This is a genomic window from Crystallibacter degradans (genome assembly GCF_012952295.1).
Taxonomy (GTDB): domain Bacteria; phylum Actinomycetota; class Actinomycetes; order Actinomycetales; family Micrococcaceae; genus Crystallibacter; species Crystallibacter degradans.
Genome location: NZ_JABBCH010000020.1, coordinates 45,145 through 60,727 on the forward strand (window position 1 = coordinate 45,145; position 15,583 = coordinate 60,727).

Genomic DNA, 15,583 nt, shown 5'->3' on the forward strand with positions numbered 1-15,583 from the left:
GAGCATTCATGCACGACAACCGGTTACTGGTCGAGGCGCGGATCCAACGGTTCATGACGGAGCGGCTCGCAGCGCAGCTCTACCGGGAGGCTGTGCCGCTGCTGGTCGAGGCGTGGGCCTGCCCGGACGAGCCGGTCCCCTGCACGGAGGCGATGCTGCAGGAGTTCGAGCCCTTTGCCGTGGGCCGGCACTGGGGGCTGCCGTGGGGGACCACCTGGTTCCGGTTCACCGGCGAGGTTCCCGCGGATTGGACCGGAAAGTACGACGGCGGCGCCCGCCTCGGCGAGGAAGGTTCCGTTGGGTTGCCGGCGGGAGAGGGCGATGGCGCCGCGCGGCTGGAGGCGGTGATCGACCTCGGCTGTACCTCCCTGCTGCCCGGCTTCCAGGCCGAAGGGATGGCCTATCGCCCGGACGGCAGCATCATCAAGGGCGTTGAACCGCTGAACATGCATGTCCCGCTGGCCCCTGGATCTGATGGCAGGATCGAGTTTTATGTGGAGGCGGCGTCCAATCCCAACGTCGCGGACGGATTCCTCTTCGCACCCACGCCGCTGGGGGACAAGGCCACCGCCGGGAGCGAGCCGCAGAACGTGCTGGCCCGGGCGGATCTGGCACTGCTGGATGTGCAGGTATGGGAACTGATGCAGGACTTCCGGACGCTGGACGGCCTGATGCGCGAACTGCCCGAGGACCTGCCGCGCCGGCATGAGATCCTGCGGGCATTGGAACGGGCGCTCAATGCCGCCGATCCGCAGGACCTCGCCTCGACCGCCCCGGCAGCGAGGGCTTGCCTGGCCGAAGCGCTCAAGGCCCCGGCGTATGCCAGCGCGCACCGGGTCCATGCGGTCGGCCATGCCCACATCGACTGCGCCTGGCTCTGGCCTGTGCGGGAGACCGTGCGCAAAGTGGCCCGGACATTTTCCAACGTGCTGGACCTGATCGAGGAGCACCCGGGCTTCGTCTTCACCGCCTCGTCGGCCCAGCAGTACGCCTGGCTGAAGGAGCACTATCCGGAATTGTTCGAGCGGGTTGCCGCAGCGGTGCGTGGCGGCCGCTTTGTGCCGGCCGGCGGCATGTGGGTAGAACCGGACACCAACATGTCCGGCGGGGAGGCGCTGGCCCGGCAGTTCGTGGCCGGCAAGCGCTTCTTTCTGGAGAACTTCGAGGTGGAACCGCTGGACGTGTGGCTGCCGGATTCCTTCGGCTACTCCGGCGCACTGCCGCAGATCGTCAAGGCCGCCGGCTCCCGCTGGTTCCTGACACAGAAGATCTCCTGGAACGACACCAACCGCTTCCCGCACCACACATTCCAGTGGGAAGGGATCGACGGCACGCGGGTCTTCACACACTTTCCACCTGCGGACACGTACAGCTCGGACATCTCCGCGGCACAATTGGCCCATGCCCAGCGGAATTACCGTGAAAAGGGCCCAGCCAACACCTCGCTGCTGCCCTTCGGCTGGGGCGATGGCGGCGGCGGGCCCACCCGCGAGATGCTGGCGGCGGCCTACCGGACGGCAAATCTCGAGGGTTCACCGCGGGTGCAGCTCTCCGGTCCGGAAACGTTCTTCCGCGCGGCCGAGGCAGAGTACCCGGAGCCGCCAGTCTTTTCGGGCGAGCTGTATCTGGAATTCCATCGCGGGACCTATACGTCGCAGGCGCGGACCAAGCGGGGCAACCGGCGCAGCGAGCATCTGCTGCGCGAGGCCGAGCTCTGGGCCACCACCGCCGCCATCCGCAAAGGTATGCCGTACCCCTATGACGAGCTGGAGCGTGCCTGGCGGACGGTGCTGTTGCAGCAGTTCCATGACATCCTGCCCGGCTCATCAATCGCCTGGGTCCATCAGGAGGCCGAGCGCAACTATGCCCAGGTGGACGAAACGCTCGAAAGACTGATCGCGGAGGCCCTCGCCGCCGTCGTCAATCCGGACAGCGGCCCGCTCAGCGTCAACGCGGGTCCTTACGCGGTGGCAGGGGTGCCCGGGCTGGGCGGCGGTACACCAACAGAACCTGTGCCGGTCCAGTTGGAACACGGCGAGGGCGGGTGGACGTTTCGCAGTGAAACGCTGGAACTGACAATCGACGACGCCGGACTGCTCACCTCGCTGCTGGACCGCGGCGCCGGACGGCAGCTGGTGCCGGCCGGACTGGCGGGCAACCTGTTCCAGGTCTTCCGCGACATGCCCAACCAGTGGGATGCGTGGGACCTCGACGAGCACTACAAATCAACCGTGGCCGAGCTGCGCAAGGCGGACTTCGTGGAACCGCTGGAGACGGACGGGACGCCCGGGTTGCGGATCAGGCATTCGTTCGGGGACTCCGTCCTGACCGAGCAAATCCGCCTGAGCCAGGACGGAACCGCCGTCGAGCTTGGCATTGAAGTGGACTGGCACGAGCAGCAGAAACTGCTCAAACTGGCGTTCCCGCTGGACGTGCACGCGGAGCGTGCTGCCTCGGAAGTCCAGTTCGGCCATATCTACCGGCCGACCCACAGCAACACGTCCTGGGACGCGGCCCGCTTTGAAACGGTGGCACACCGCTGGGTCCACGTCACCGAGCCCGGTTACGGCGTGGCCCTCGCCAATGACGCCACCTACGGCTATGACATCGGCCGCGCCGCGCTCGCGGACGGTGCCGGGACGTACACCTCCGTCCGCGCGTCGCTGCTGCGCGCGCCGCTGTTTCCCGATCCGGGGGCCGACCAGGGACGGCAGTCCTTCCGGTTGTCGCTGCGGCCCAACGCCGGGATACCCGAAGCCGTGGCGGAGGGGTACCGGCTGAACCTGCCGCTGCGCACCGCCGGCGGATTAGGGTCCGGCGCGGATGCGGATGCGGATGTCGATGCCGGGGACGCCGGGATCGAGCCGCTGTTCGCGGTCGATAATCCGGCGGCGGTCATCGAAGCGGTCAAGCTGGCCGAAGACCGCAGCGGCGACGTGGTGGTGCGCTTGTACGAGGCGCACGGCGGCCGGGCCGACGCAGTGCTGCGGCCCGATTTCGATTACGACGGCGTGGCCGCCACGGATCTGCTGGAGCGCGGGGTGCCGGCTGACTGGCTCCAGGACCTGGGCTCCGCAGTCCAGGTGCGGCTCCGGCCCTTCCAGCTGGCCACTCTCCGGTTCAGCCGCTAGTGGCTTTCTCCGCCGGTTTCTTCCGTGGGTTCGGCTGCCATCGAGACGGAGGATTCCGGCACCCACATCACGTCGCCGTGTTCGGCGTTGGCCCCGCGCGCCATCACGAATAACAGGCCGGAAACGCGGTTCATGTAGCGGGCGCAGTCGATGTTAACGGTGTCCGGGTGTTCCTCGACGGCGCGCCAGACGGCAACCTCCGCGCGCCGGACAACCGAGCGGGCCTGGTACAGCAGTGCCCCGGCCAGGGTCCCGCCGGGCAGGAGCATGCCGCTCAAATCCGCGGCTTCCTGCTCGAAGTGTTCCACTGCGCGCTCGATCCGCTCAATGTGGCCGGGGATGATCCGGGCTTTGGCCGGTGTGGGGCTGTCGGTAGGGATGCTGAGGTCCGTGGCGAGATCAAACAGGTCATTCTGCACGCTGACCAGCGTTGCCACCAGGTGCGGAGGCAGGGCACCTCCCGCCAAAGCAACGGCGATTGACGCATTTGCCGCGTCGCACTCCGCGTACGCTACGACCCTCGAATCCGTCTTGGGAATGGTGCCATGTCCGCCGAAGTCCGTTTGGCCGGAGTCGCCGCTGTGCATGTAGCCTAGCTCGTTCATGGCTGCAACTATACTAACGATAGATTCCGGGGCAGAAGTGGCACGCGTAGAACAGGGCTTAGTCCCGTTGCAGCAAAGCAGAACAACACGGACCAGCGAGGGTTTCCATGAGTGAACATCAAGCGGGTAAATCGCCGGAAGCGCAATTAGGTGATGCGGTCTCCGACACTCCGGCCCATGGATGGGCCAGCATAGACAAAACTGTTTTCGGCGTCTCCCTGGTGATCGTCGTCGCCGTCTGTATTCTCGGCATCTTTTTTACAGAGGCCATTGAGGCGGCCGCCGGCGCGGCCCTCGGCTGGATCACCAGTACCTTCGGCTGGCTCTTTATTTTGGGCGCCACCGGATTTGTCGCTTTCTCCCTGGTCCTGGCGTTCGGCCGGTACGGGAACATACCGCTCTCCCGCGAAGGCGAGGAAACGGAATTCTCGACGCTGTCCTGGATCGCCATGATGTTCAGCGCCGGCATGGGCATCGGCCTGATGTTCTTCGGTGTCTACGAACCGGTCACCCACCTCGCCTCGCCACCGCCGTTTGTCGGGGCGGAAGCAGGCACCGAGGGCGCCGCGAGCTCGGCCATGGCCTACACCTTGTTCCACTGGGGACTGCACCCCTGGGCCATCTATTCCGTGGTGGGACTCGCGCTGGCCTACTCCACGTACCGGATGGGCCGCGGCAACCTGATGAGCGCGCCGTTCCACTCCTTGCTGGGCAAGGAACGGATTGAGAAGGGCTGGGGCAAGCCGATCGATATCCTCGCCATCATCTGCACAAAATTCGGTTCGGCCACCTCGCTGGGGCTGGGCGCCCTGCAAATTGCCGCGGGACTGACGCTGCTGCGGACGGGCGAGTTCGACGAAAACCCCGGGGCCGCGCTGCCCATCATCATCATCTGTGTCCTGACCGTCGGCGTGGTCTTCTCCGCGGCCAGCGGGGTGTCCAGGGGCATCAAGTGGCTGAGTAACACCAACATGATCCTTGCCGCCGTCCTGCTGGTGTTCGTTTTCGTTGTCGGGCCTACGGTGTTCATTCTCGACCTGTTGCCTAACTCCATTGGCACCTACCTATCCAGCCTGGTGTCGATGAGCTTCCATTCGGCTGTCTTTGGTGGCGGGGATTGGCTGGCCAGCTGGACCATCTTCTACTGGGCCTGGTGGATTTCGTGGACGCCGTTCGTTGGCACCTTCATCGCCCGGATCTCGCGTGGCCGCACCATCAAGGAATTTGTCCTCGGTGTGTTGCTGGTTCCCACCGCCGTCAGCATCATCTGGTTCACCATCTTCGGCGGCGCCGGCATTAACGCCCAGCTGAACGGGCTGGATATTGCCGGTACCGGCAGCGAGGCCGCCGGATTCTTCGCGCTGCTGCAGCAGTACCCGTTCTTTATCGGCGCGGCGATTGTGGTCATGGTCCTGACCGCAGTCTTCTTCGTCAGCGGCGCCGATGCCGGCTCCCTGGTGCTTGGCACGTTGTCCTCGCGGGGCAAGAAGGAACCTTGGAAACCGCTGGTCATCATGTGGGCGGTCCTCACCGGCGCCGTGGCAGCGGTCCTGCTCTTTGTCGGCGGGCTGGGTGCGTTGCAGACCTTCACCATTTTGGCGGCCACGCCGTTTGTGCTGATCATTATCGGTCTGTGCGTCGCCCTCTATGCGGACCTTCGAAAGGACCCGTTGCGGCAACGCCGGATGGGCCCGGTCCGCGGTGCGACTGCCGTCCCGAGTACGGTTCCGTTTGCCCAGCCCGTAGACACCGGCTCCATCGACACCGTTGGCAGCCCGCCGAAGAGGGAACCAGACAAGTAACCTCGCAAGGCAGCGCAACGGTAGGCATCCGAACCCGCGGGTGCCTACCGCGGGTGCAGCGGCGGGGAACCGGCAACGCCCTGGCCGGCTGCAAGCCCGTCGAGCACCGACTGCAGCGCTTCGATGGAGCTGTACCGCGGGGTCCAACCGAGCTCGGTTCTGATCCGGTCCGTCTTCATGATGGGAGCGTTCCGGGCCATGTCGATCCAGCCTGGGTCGGAGGCCTGCAGCCGCACAGCCCAGGAGAGGCCGACGGCGGCACGGATCAGTCCCACCGGGACGTTCAGCACCCGCCGGGCACCGAGCATTCCGCCGAGCAGTTCGGACGTAAACACCGGATCCGCCGCGACATTGAACGCGCCGCCGGCGCGCTGGTCAACCACCCGCCAGTAGGCATCGGCAATATCGTCGGCATGGACCACCTGGAACTTGAACGCCTTGGGGATGGGCAGCAGCGGAAGCCGGAGCTTGTCCAGGAAGAACTTCGGGATCAGCGGGCCGAGGAAGTAGCGTCCGATCTGGGCTCCGGCGTCTTGCTGGAAAATGAGGCCGGGCCGCAGCCGCGCCACCAGCATCTCCAGGTGCCGGCGTTCGAATTCGTCCAGCAGCAGCTCCTGCTCGCCCTTGAACCGGCTGTAGTGCGAGGAGGCTATGCCGCGAGCCGGCCAGCTTTCATCCACGGGCCGGCTCTTGTCCGCGGGCCTGTAGGCAGCGAGCGACGAGGCGCAGACAAAGTGCCGCACTCCTGCCTCAGCCGCCGCGGCCAGAGCGTTGGCGGTGCCGTGCACGTTGATCCGGCGCATGAACGGTTCATCGTGGTTTGGCTGGAGCACCCAGGCCAAATGCACGACGGCGTCACAGCCGGTCAGTGCCTCGGCCAGCCGTTCGCGCGCCGTGTCCGAGGCGACGTCGACGGAATGCCAGGTCACGCCGTCGTACGGTTCCCGTGGCAGCTCCGGCAGGCGGCGGGCGATCCCCACGATCTCCAGCCCGTCCGGATCCGCTGCCCTCGCCCGCTGCATGCGGCGCAGCAGCGCGGTTCCCACGTTCCCGGTAGCCCCGATCACGGCAACGCGCATGGCGGCCCTCCTCTGGAATCAGATGCCCTTACCCTACGCGGAGCGCGGCCGGCGCAACAGGGCCGCAGCCACGTCCGCGCCAGCTAAGTTACCAGCGGGTAGCATGTGGTCCATGCATCTGATTCTGCGCACCCTCTTCCATTTGTTCCGCTCCCGCCGCCGGCCGAAACTCGGCATCTGGGACACGTCGTCGCTGCCGCTGCGCGTGCTCCCCACTGACGTGGACATGGCCCTGCACATCAACAACGGGATGTACTTCTCGCTGATGGATCTGGGCCGGTTCGACCTGATGGTCCGCAGCGGAATGTGGGCCGTAATGCGCCGCAACGGCTGGAACCCCATTGTCGGCGGGGAGACCATCAGCTTCCGCAAGCCCCTGAACCTCGGCGCCAAATACACCATCGAATCGAAAATCATCGGTTTCGACGAGCGGGCCATCTTCTTCGAGCAGCGCATGGTCAGCAGCGGCGAAATCTACGCCCGCGCCTACATCTGTGCCCGCCTGGTCTCCAAACAGGGCCCGGTCAGCAACGAAGAAATCTTCGCCGAGACCGGCCGGCCGCCGTCGGAACTGGTCCTGCCCGAATGGATCCACCAGTGGCGGCTGAACAACTCACTGCCCAGCACCCGCCGCCCCGCGCCGCACGCCTGGCTCAAGTGAAGACCGCTAACGACGACGCCGGGGCGCACCTTTGGAATCTGCCAGCTGCTATTCCTTGGCGTGCTGGGCCCGGAGCACGAACCGCTGCAGCTTGCCGCTGGGGGTTTTCGGCAGCTCATCGACGAAGTGGATTGTCCGCGGGTAGGCGTGCGCAGCGTACTGCTGCTTGACCAGCTGCTGCAGCTCGGCCTCCAGTTCGTCCGAGGCGCGCGAAGGATCCCGGAGCACCACGTAGGCCTCCAGCCGTTCGCCCCGGAGCTCGTCCGGCACGCCGATGACGGCGCTTTCCTGCACGAGCGGGTGCGTGGCGAGGACGGATTCCACCTCGAACGGGCCGATCCGGTAGCCGGCCATGATGATCACGTCGTCGTCGCGCGAGGAGAAATAGGTGTAGCCGTCCTCGTCCAGCTGCCCGGTGTCCCCGGTGTAGTACCAGCGGCCGTCCGGGCTGAACCGCCCAGCGGTTTTGGCCGGATCGTTGGTGTAGCCGTTGAACCAGAACAACGGGCTGGCCGGAACATCCAGCGCCACCCGACCCTTCACGCCGGGAGCCGCGGCCTCGTCGGAGTCCATCTCCAGCACAGTGCTCGTGTAGCCGGGCATGGCAAAGCCCATGGACCCCGGCCGGACCTCGCGCGCGGCTGATTCCTCCCAGCAGTTGATGATGCACATGCCCATCTCGGTCTGCCCGTAGTGGTCGCGGACCGGCGCACCGAAGTATTTCGCGGACCAGGCAATCGTGTCCGCATCCAGCGGTTCGCCGGCGCTGGAGGCCCGGCGGACGGCGAGGCCGTCGATGCCCTCGGGCCGGGCGGCGCGCATGGACCGGAAGATGGTGGGGGCGGCAGCGAAGTTGGTCACCCGGAAGTCCCTCAGGATCTGCCAGCACAGTTCCGGGTCGAAGCCACTGCGGAGCAGGAGGTTGCGCCGGCCGGCATACAGCGGCGCCAGCAGTCCGTAGTACAACCCGTAGGCCCAGCCCGGATCGGCCACGTTCCAGAAGACATCGTCCTCGCGCACGTCCAGCCCGTAATGCAGGTAGGCGTGGAAGGTCTCCAACGCCTTGACCGGAACCGGGACGCCCTTGGGCTCGCCCGTGGTCCCGGACGTGAAGATCTCCACCAGAGGATCATCGAGCGAGCGTTCGACGGCGGGGAAGCCCGTGCCTTGGGCGTCGAGCAACGCGCCCAGGTGCGCCGCGCCGCCGTCGTTATTTGCGGTCTCGGGATCGGCGCCGGCCACGATCACCTGCAATCCGAGCTTGTCCCGCAGGCCATCGAGCTTCTGCAACTGCGCTGCGTCGGCGACGACGACGGCGGCACCGCTGCGGGCCAGCCGCACTTCGATGGCAGGCGTGGCGAACGCGGTGAACAGCGGAACGTGCACGGCGCCCAGCCGCCAGAGGCCAAGGAGGACGGCAACCAGATCCGCACTCTTGCCCATCAGCGTCGCCACCCGGTCTCCCGGCTGCACGCCCAGGGCGGCGAAGGCAGCCGCGGCCTGCTCCGAACGGTCCTTCAGCCAGCCGTAGCTTAGGTCCGTCGAGCTCAAATCCGGTTCGATCACGGTGAACGCGGTGTCGGCCGCCGGGTGCCGGTCGCAGAGCAGCTCGGCTGGTTTCACCGGTTCGGTCAACTGGGGCACAGCGGCGGGCTCTGGCATGGAGGACTCCGTTCGGAACGACTTTGGCCTGATCGGGATCAAGACGGGCTGGTTACCCGGTTTGCTCCATGCTAGCGACTCTGGCTGTCCGTTTGTGGCCGCAGCCACGGCGCAGGCGCCGTCGGCTAGGCGAAGAAAGCCAGCAAGGGCCCGGCCTGCTCCCACAGCAAGACCGCGCCCAGGACGATCATGATGGTGCCGCTGGCCAAGGTAACCCGGCCGGCGGCGGCCGGACGCGAGGCGAGCAGCTTCCTGGCCGCCAAGGCGACCAGGGTGTAAACGAGTGCGGCAGCCGCGACAAAGGACAGCCCCAAGATGCCGGACTGGACCGATGCGGGCAGGGACGCTTGCGGGCTGACGAACTGCGGCACCAGCGCCACATAGAGCAGCAGCCCTTTGGGATTGATCCCGCTGGTCCCCATCCCGCGGAAGAAAGTTGCCACCCTGCCTGTGGCGCTGGACCGGTTGTCCGCCTCTCCGCTGCTGAAGCTGGCGGCGCGCCAACTCCGGGCCGTGCTGATTCCCAGCCAGAGGAGATAGACGGCGCCGGCGACCGTCAGCCAGCCAAGGAGGGACGGCTGGCTGGCGATGAGGGCAGCGAGCCCGGCGGCGACCAGAATGGTGTGCAGCACGTAGCCGCTGCACAGCCCCGCAACTGCCGGGGCGAAACTGCGCTGGCCAAGGCCGGCCGCAATCGAATAAGCCCAGTCGGCTCCCGGGGTGCAGGCCAGCGTAAAGGCAACAACGGCGAAGCCGAAAAACAGCTGCTGATCCATGGGGAAACTCCTGCTCGAAGCGGTGGCCGATTAACTGGAATAACCGTATGAAAAATCCGGTGAGAAGTGCTCACCTTTTTATTGCCGAACTGCAGGTCTGGAGTAAGATTCTTGCGTGGTTGACAAGATTGATAGAAGTATTTTGCGCAGTCTCCAGCAGGATGGGCGAAGGACTGCCACTGCGCTCGCCAGTGACATCGGGCTGACGGTGGCGCCCTGCCACCGTAGGCTGCGCGAGCTGGAGTCTTCCGGGGTGATCCGCGGCTACCGTGCGGACATTGAGCCGTCCGCCGTCGGCCTGGGTTTTGAAGCCATCGTGTTTGTCACTTTGCGCCAGGTGGACCGTGCCACGCTGGCGGAGTTCGAGCGCCAGGTTATCGACAATCCGCACATCATTGAAGCGGAGCGGCTGTTTGGCGACATCGATTACCTGCTCAAGGTAGTCGCGGCGGACCTGTCCGCTTACCAGCACTTCTACGATGAAGAGCTCTCCGCGCTGCCTGCTCTGGAGCAGCTGACCTCCACCATCGTCATGAAAAACCTCAAGGCCGGCGCGGGGCTGCCGCTCTGACGGGGCGGCTGTACAGCTCGGTCAGCAGCTTGACGATGGCCGCCATTTCCCCGGGCGGGCGGGACTTCGGCCAGGCGGCGTAGACCGGAAGCGCAGAGGCGTCCCGTACCAGCCGATAGGCCAGCCCCGGCCGCCGGTACTGGTGCATGGTGGCCTCGGCGGTGATGCCGCGCGCTTTGCCGCTGCTGATAACCGTCAGCCAGTCATCGATGTTGCGGATGCTGATAGTGGACTTGGGCTGCCCGTCTGCCGGCCATAGTGCAAGGTTCGTGCTGCCGGTGCGTGTATCGAGCGCAACGGTGCCCTCGGCGATCTGGGCGAGGGTAACCGTCCGGCGTGAAACCAAAGGGTCGTCCGAAGCCATCGCGCAATAGCGCTTCTCGAAGCCGATGCGCTCCATGCCGAAAGCCTCGGGGTCGGGCTCCCGCCGGAGAATGGCCAGGTCGGCGACTCCTTCGGCCAGACCTGCAGTTGAAGTGTTGGTGCGGATGAGCCGGAGCTCTGTATGGGGATGTGCATCCGCCCACCTGCGTTGAAACTCGACGGTGTGCTTCCCGAGGGCAGACCAGGCATAACCCAGCCGGACCACCGCATTTTCAGACCGGGCGTCCCGTCCCAGGTCGTCGAGGACCAAGAGGAGACGGCGTGCCTGATTCAGCGTCTTCTCGCCGGCCGGAGTCAGCTCCAGCGAACGCGTTGTGCGGTCGACAAGCCGGACGCCGAGCGCATCTTCGAGGCCGGCGAGATTGCGGGAGATGGACGCTTGCGAGACGCCGAGCTCGATGGCTGCATCGGTAAAGCTACCCGTCTCGGCGAGCGCAACCAGGCAGCGCAAGTGCCGGATCTCAACATTCATGCGCTCAGTGTATAAGTCGTCCGGGTCGTGCATTTCTTGATCCGCATCCGTAGCGGCACGATGGCCGCATGGAAGCAAACGGCAGGACGAGGAAGCGCGGGTGGGCCGGCGTGCTCACCCTGCTCGGAAGCACGTTGTCGAACCAGACCGGCGCGGCAGTCGCCTCCTTCGGCTTTCCGCTGATCGGCGCGGTTGGGGTTGTCGCGGTCCGCCAGTTTGTCGCCGCGGCGATACTGCTTCCCACAGTCCGGCCGCGCCTGCGGAGTTTCACGCGCCATCAATGGTGGCCAGTGCTGCTGCTGGCTCTGGTTTTTGCGACGATGAACCTCAGCCTGTACTCCGCTATTGAGCGCATTGGCCTGGGCCTGGCCGTTACGCTCGAATTCCTCGGCCCGCTTGCTGTTGCCCTCTTCAGCTCGCGGAACTTTGGCACCGCAATCGCCGCACTTTTCGCCGGGGCCGGGGTTGTCATCATTACCTGGCCCGAGCCCTCAACCGACTATCTTGGGATCGGGCTCGCGCTCGTCGCCGCGTGCAGCTGGGCATCGTACATTTTGCTGAATCGGTCAATTGGACACCGCATTCCGGGCATCGAAGGAACCGCGGCCGCGACGGGAGTCTCGGCGATGCTGTTCGTTCCGGTGGGCATCGTCCTCTTCCTGAACAATCCGCCGAGCTTCTTCGCCATTGCCTGTGCAGCCTGCGCCGGCGTCATGGCATCCGCGGTGCCCTACGTAGCCGACCTCATCGCCTTGCGTCACATATCCGCCCACGTCTTCGGGCTGCTGATGAGTGTGAACCCCGTCTTCGCCGCGGTGATCGGGATGCTCCTGCTGGGCCAGGCATTCGGAGCCACCGAATGGCTCGGCACCGTGCTGATCGTCTGTGCCAACGTCAGTGTCCTGCTGCTCGGTGGTCCTGATAAAGATGATCCGGCTCCGGTAAGGCAGGCGGAGGGCTTCCCCATGACGGACTATGCCGGCGGCGGCTCGACGGGGATCCCTATCCGGGATTAAACGAGCGGACCGCTACGGTGATTCGGCAACTGCTCGGGCAGGCCATCATTCACGGGATAGCAATACGCGCGTAGCCTGAAATCATGAACTCTACGTTGGTTCGGCCCCGCAGTGGCAAAATGATCGCCGGTGTCTGTGCAGCCCTCGCCGCCCGGTTCGGGATTCCAAAGCTGCTTGTACGGATCGGGTTCGTTGTCTTTGGCCTAGTGGGCATTGGCGAACTCGTCTATATCCTGCTGTGGATCATGATTCCCAAAGCGCCCTGAGCCGCTCCCAAGTGCAGCCGCAGAAATAAGCTGAGCACCGCCGTCGTTGTCTATGGTGTGCCCGGGCAACAAAACCGGGAAATCGGCGTCGCGCCGCAGGCAAAACTACGAAAGGCTGGCTTACCAGTGACTGTTCCTCTCTCGATCCTCGATCTGGCAACTATCGGCAAGGGCGAGACGGTGCGGGACAGCCTTGAGGGCAGCGTCGCCCTCGCGCAGCGGGCCGAAGAGCTGGGCTACCGGCGCATCTGGTACGCCGAGCACCACAACATGTCCTCGATCGCATCCTCCGCCACCAGCGTGCTGATTGCCCATATTGCCGCGCATACCGAGAGCATCCGGCTGGGCGCCGGCGGGATCATGCTGCCCAACCATGCTCCGCTGACCATCGCCGAGCAGTTCGGCACGCTGGAGACGCTGCATCCGGGGCGGATCGATCTTGGCCTGGGCCGTGCGCCGGGCAGTGACCAGAACACTATGCGCGCGATGCGCCGCGACCCGATGAGCGCCGAAAGTTTTCCGCAGGACGTGCAGGAACTGCAGGGCTACCTGACCGGGCAGACGCGCATTCACGGCGTGGAGGCGACGCCGGGCAAGGGCACTAACGTGCCGCTGTACATCCTCGGGTCTTCGCTCTTCGGCGCCAAGCTGGCCGCCGCGCTCGGCCTGCCGTACTCCTTTGCCTCGCACTTCGCGCCGAATGCGCTGCAGGACGCGGTGGCCACCTACCGGCGCGAGTTCCAGCCCTCCGAGCAGCTGGCCGAACCGTACGTCATCGCCGGCGTAAACGTCATCGCCGCGGACTCGAACGAGGATGCCCGGGCGCAGCACCACATCACCAAGCGCTCCCGTGTCTCGCTGCTCTTCGGCCGCGACCGCACGTTCACTGACGAGGAAGCGGACATGATCCTCGAGTCCCCGCAAGGCCAGCACGTCGAACAGATGGTGAAGTACTCCGCGGTCGGCACGCCGGAAGCGGTCAAGGAGTACTTGGACGGCTTCGCCAAGCATGCCGACGCCGACGAGCTGATTGTCGCGCACCAATCACCGACGACGGCGCAACGGCTCCGCTCAGTGGAGCTGACGGCAAAGGTCAGCGGGTTGGTAACTGCCTAAGGGCGATGCCCGCTCGCGGGTCCGTTCGCAAGCCACGAGGTGCCCTGGACCGATTGAAATCGACCCGGGGCACCTCGTGATTAACGGTTTCGTACTTTCGTGTCACAGGTCCGAGCGCCTCCACGACATGGGCGTGTGAGCTATTGACAGCGACGCGTGTCTTCGGTCACCATAGATCGTATACGATTTCAAATCCGAAACGTTCTCGCCCTTGGAAGAAAACCCCTTGAACGAGGGGGGAAGGATCACGCCCGTGAGCAAGCACTTTGTCCCGGAGAACCTGCCCGACCACATCCAGCACTACATCGACGGCAAGTTCGTCGACTCCATCGGCGGCGAGACCTTCGAGGTCCTGGACCCGGTATCCAACCAGACCTACGCCACGGCCGCCTCCGGCCAGACCGAAGACGTGGACCTCGCCGTCGCGGCCGCCAAGCACGCCTTCAAGGAAGGCCCCTGGCCGAAGATGCTGCCCCGCGAACGCTCGCGAGTGCTGCACAAGATCGCCGATATCGTCGAATCGCGCGACGACGAACTCGCCTACCTCGAGAGCTACGACTCCGGCCTGCCGATCACCCAGGCCAAGGGCCAGGCCCGCCGCGCCGCAGAGAACTTCCGCTTCTTCGCCGACCTCATCGTCGGGCAGGAGGACAACGCGTTCAAGGTGCCCGGTCGCCAGATCAACTACGTGAACCGCAAGCCGATCGGCGTTGCCGCGCTCATCACGCCGTGGAACGTACCTTTCATGCAGGAGTCGTGGAAGCTCGCCCCGGCACTCGCGACTGGCAACACCGTTGTCATGAAGCCGGCCAGCTACACGCCGCTTTCCGCCGCGCTGTGGCCTGAGATCTTCCGCGAGGCAGGTGTGCCCGAGGGAGTCTTCAACCTGATCTTTGGCTCCGGCGGCGTCGCGGGTGACTACCTCGTGAAGCACCCGGATGTGCCGATCGTCTCGTTCACCGGTGACAGCTCGACCGGTGCCACCATCTCGACCGCGGCCGCTCCCCAGTTCAAGAGCCTCTCGCTCGAGCTTGGCGGCAAGAGCCCGGCTGTTGTCTTCGCCGACGCCGACATCGAGGCCGCCCTCGACGCCACTGTCTTCGGTGTGTTCAGCCTGAACGGCGAGCGTTGCACCGCCGGCAGTCGCGTGCTCGTGCAGCGCGACATCTACGACGACTTTGTGGCTCGCTTCGCCGAGCGGGCGAAGAACATCGTGGTGGGCCTCCCGAGCGATCCCGGGACCGAGGTCGGCTCGCTCGTGCACCCGAATCACTTCGACAAGGTCATGAGCTACATCGAGATCGGCAAGTCCGAGGGCCGCCTCCTCGCCGGCGGCGGTCGTCCCGATGGCTTCCCCACGGGCAACTACGTTGCACCGACCGTGTTCGCCGACGTTGCCCCCGATGCCCGGATCTTCCAGGAGGAGATCTTCGGGCCGGTCGTCGCGATCACCCCCTTCGACACCGACGAAGAGGCGCTCGAGCTCGCGAACAACACCAAGTACGGCCTCGCAGCCTACGTATGGACGACGAACTTGAAGCGCGCCCACAACTTCGCACACGCCATCGAGTCGGGCATGGTCTGGCTGAACTCGAACAACGTGCGCGACCTGCGCACCCCGTTCGGCGGAGTCAAGGCCTCGGGCCTCGGACGCGAGGGCGGCTACCGCTCGGTCGACTTCTACACCACTCAGCAGTCGGTGCAGATCACCCTCAACGAGGCCCACTCGCCCAAGTTCGGCGTTGAGGCCAGCCGGGAAACCGGCGACGCCTAATTGCTTGTCCGGCTTGCTCCGGACGCTTGACCGGGTTCGACGCCGAGCCCAGACCTCCGTCGCTAGCGTCGGCCCCCGATGGGAGTGGGCACGGGTCCATGGGCCCACCCCCTCACCGATCCACAAATTCTAAGGAACCATCATGAGCAACGAAATCCTCAAGCCCAGCGTGCCTGCTCCGGACATTGTCCGCTGCGCGTACATGGATCTGGTCGTCACGGACCTGGCCAAGTCCCGCGAGTTCTACGTGGACGTCCTGGGCCTGCAC

General features: G+C 65.5%; 14 protein-coding genes. 9 read left to right on the top strand and 5 right to left on the bottom strand.

The genetic code is table 11. From position 1 onward, the window contains the following. Positions 1–8: 8 nt before the first annotated feature. A complete protein-coding gene (locus HGO92_RS20505; protein WP_169998159.1) occupies positions 9–3,131 on the top strand; it encodes an alpha-mannosidase in 3,123 nt (1,040 codons plus the stop codon). On the opposite strand, the gene HGO92_RS20510 is transcribed toward HGO92_RS20505, so the two are convergent. Further along, a complete protein-coding gene (locus tag HGO92_RS20510; RefSeq protein WP_169998160.1) occupies positions 3,128–3,736 on the bottom strand; it encodes a cob(I)yrinic acid a,c-diamide adenosyltransferase in 609 nt (202 codons plus the stop codon). The genes HGO92_RS20505 and HGO92_RS20510 overlap by 4 nt on opposite strands. Positions 3,737–3,843: 107 nt before the next feature. Here HGO92_RS20510 and HGO92_RS20515 point away from each other — a divergent pair, with 107 nt between their 5' ends. Further along, the gene (locus HGO92_RS20515) at positions 3,844–5,538 is read left to right on the top strand and encodes a BCCT family transporter (RefSeq protein ID WP_169998162.1); all 1,695 of its coding nucleotides are present in this window, start codon (positions 3,844–3,846) and stop codon (positions 5,536–5,538) included. Between the two features lie 44 nt (positions 5,539–5,582). On the opposite strand, the gene HGO92_RS20520 is transcribed toward HGO92_RS20515, so the two are convergent. Then, positions 5,583–6,617, bottom strand: a complete 1,035-nt coding sequence (locus tag HGO92_RS20520; protein ID WP_169998163.1) for an NAD-dependent epimerase/dehydratase family protein — start codon at positions 6,615–6,617, stop codon at positions 5,583–5,585. 112 nt (positions 6,618–6,729) lie between these two features. Between HGO92_RS20520 and HGO92_RS20525 the strand changes: the two genes are divergently transcribed. Beyond that, on the top strand, positions 6,730–7,278 hold the full coding sequence (locus HGO92_RS20525; protein WP_169998165.1) for an acyl-CoA thioesterase: 549 nt from the start codon (positions 6,730–6,732) through the stop codon (positions 7,276–7,278). Positions 7,279–7,326: 48 nt separating this feature from the next. Here HGO92_RS20525 and HGO92_RS20530 read toward each other — a convergent pair whose 3' ends face one another. Beyond that, on the bottom strand, positions 7,327–8,940 hold the full coding sequence (locus tag HGO92_RS20530; protein WP_169998166.1) for an AMP-binding protein: 1,614 nt from the start codon (positions 8,938–8,940) through the stop codon (positions 7,327–7,329). A gap of 125 nt (positions 8,941–9,065) precedes the next feature. Then, positions 9,066–9,716, bottom strand: a complete 651-nt coding sequence (locus HGO92_RS20535; RefSeq protein ID WP_169998168.1) for a LysE family translocator — start codon at positions 9,714–9,716, stop codon at positions 9,066–9,068. Between the two features lie 115 nt (positions 9,717–9,831). Here HGO92_RS20535 and HGO92_RS20540 point away from each other — a divergent pair, with 115 nt between their 5' ends. After that, the gene (locus HGO92_RS20540; RefSeq protein WP_169998170.1) at positions 9,832–10,287 is read left to right on the top strand and encodes an Lrp/AsnC ligand binding domain-containing protein; all 456 of its coding nucleotides are present in this window, start codon (positions 9,832–9,834) and stop codon (positions 10,285–10,287) included. On the opposite strand, the gene HGO92_RS20545 is transcribed toward HGO92_RS20540, so the two are convergent. Beyond that, the gene (locus HGO92_RS20545) at positions 10,259–11,143 is read right to left on the bottom strand and encodes a LysR family transcriptional regulator (RefSeq protein ID WP_169998171.1); all 885 of its coding nucleotides are present in this window, start codon (positions 11,141–11,143) and stop codon (positions 10,259–10,261) included. The genes HGO92_RS20540 and HGO92_RS20545 overlap by 29 nt on opposite strands. A 68-nt stretch (positions 11,144–11,211) precedes the next feature. Between HGO92_RS20545 and HGO92_RS20550 the strand changes: the two genes are divergently transcribed. From HGO92_RS20550 to HGO92_RS23925, 5 genes are all read left to right on the top strand, one after another. Beyond that, positions 11,212–12,159 carry an EamA family transporter gene (locus HGO92_RS20550; RefSeq protein ID WP_169998173.1) on the top strand — a complete coding sequence of 316 codons (948 nt, stop codon included), beginning with the start codon at positions 11,212–11,214 and terminating at the stop codon, positions 12,157–12,159. 83 nt (positions 12,160–12,242) lie between these two features. Next, on the top strand, positions 12,243–12,425 hold the full coding sequence (locus HGO92_RS20555; RefSeq protein ID WP_169998174.1) for a PspC domain-containing protein: 183 nt from the start codon (positions 12,243–12,245) through the stop codon (positions 12,423–12,425). A 126-nt stretch (positions 12,426–12,551) separates the two neighbouring features. Beyond that, positions 12,552–13,541 carry an MsnO8 family LLM class oxidoreductase gene (locus HGO92_RS20560; RefSeq protein ID WP_169998176.1) on the top strand — a complete coding sequence of 330 codons (990 nt, stop codon included), beginning with the start codon at positions 12,552–12,554 and terminating at the stop codon, positions 13,539–13,541. 253 nt (positions 13,542–13,794) lie between these two features. After that, complete coding sequence (hpaE, locus tag HGO92_RS20565; protein ID WP_169998178.1) at positions 13,795–15,315, top strand: 5-carboxymethyl-2-hydroxymuconate semialdehyde dehydrogenase; 1,521 nt, start codon at positions 13,795–13,797, stop codon at positions 15,313–15,315. Between the two features lie 142 nt (positions 15,316–15,457). Next, positions 15,458–15,583 (top strand): VOC family protein (locus tag HGO92_RS23925; RefSeq protein WP_346769043.1); only part of this gene is annotated, 126 nt, incomplete at its 3' end.